At 39.7% G+C, this 1,445-nt stretch carries 1 protein-coding gene; it reads left to right on the top strand.

Translation table 11 applies throughout. The features are described 5' to 3' along the window. Positions 1-1,059: 1,059 nt before the first annotated feature. Entirely contained in the window at positions 1,060-1,203 is a 144-nt protein-coding gene (locus PX481_RS17620; RefSeq protein ID WP_288095238.1) for a hypothetical protein, read from the top strand. The last annotated feature ends 242 nt before the right edge of the window (positions 1,204-1,445 follow it).

Here is a 1,445-nt window from a genome sequence, read left to right as displayed (position 1 = left end):
TCCACTCTGACCCAGAACCCTGTTTCTCTTCTAAGAACGCTCTCTCCGATTACTATGACCGAATATGGTTTTCCCGTGTTCACTCTTTGCTCTGTCGTCCTTGACCTGCTACCCCTGACACAAGATGTGTCAGGCACTCAGGTTCTATAGTTCCATATCTCTGGACAAAAATTTTCAAATTTATAAAAGTTGATCTAAATTCCGTGATTACTATCTATCAATTAAAGCCAGCTTTTCAAAAGATATTGAGTCCGCTAGTCAAGCAACTAGCGAAACAAGGAATCACGGCGAATCAAATTACCACATCTGCTGCTGTCTTATCACTGGACTTCCCCCATACAGAAATACTAAAAAATTAACAAAACCCTTACTGCAGGTCGCTTCTCAGAAAAAATTGAAAAGAGGCTACTGGGTACATTTTCCCTTTGAAAATGGCTGTACCGTTGACTGTATCTGGAGTAGAGCGATTCCGTAGAGTTGGCTGTATAGTGATCGCTAACCTTATTGTAACAGATGGTGTCATTAATCTCTAGAGTCAGCGATTCCCTCTGTAGCCATGTTTTTGATGGTTTTCTGCCCCGAAACAAGCTATAATGGTCGAAAGGTCAAATTTGAAAATTTTTGCCTCAAACCCTATCTGCGTAAGGACTTCAGGATTTTGTGTCCAGTAGTCCATTAGTGTTATATTGCTTTAACTCAGGCTCTGTAAGACTTTTAGCCATAGCTAGTATGTTTATACGGGGGAAGTCCAGATTTACATACATTTTCAGACAGATACGCTTAACATCATCCCTGCTATTTTGCCTTCTCATCTCTTTATCTGACAACGCCGAGGTAGACCGAGTGAAGGATTTAATCAACCATCGACTCCAAAAATCCCTTGACTATCGCATCCCATCTGAGGTATTCTTCAATCAGTCATGTACTGGTGTACTTCAAACTTGAATTAGCCCTTCTTCTTGAAGAGTGGCGATCATATATGGCTCTTCGGTTTGTGTTATGCAATGGACGGGGGTTATAAGGGATGTAACCCTTATATAGAAAGGCATTTAGCGATTTTTGACAATTGTTTTTGATCTAGAGCGAACTAATCCATTAAGTCTCTTACCAGATAAGGATTTAGTCGATTTATGCCCCCCTATCGAACCATACCAAGTAACGAAGAACCAAAACTTAAAAATAAGGGTAATGCTGTCAATGTAACTTAAATGCGTAAAAGCTTATGTAACTAATAAATGGCGGGGGTAGCTGACAATTTTTAACACAGAAAAAGGGTTTCTCCGAGAAACCCTTTTTCTAGGTGACTTAGAAGGAGAGCTTAGACACTTAGATAAAGAAATTAGGCTCTTCGTTACTTGTTATGGTTCGATAGGGGGGCATAAATCGACTAAATCCTTATCTGGCAAGAGACTTAATTGATTAGTTCGCTCTAGATAAAAAACAAT

Source organism: Microcystis sp. M53603_WE2, from assembly GCF_030065435.1.
Note: the sequence above shows the minus strand (reverse complement) of the source record. Positions and strands in the feature narration are given on the sequence as shown.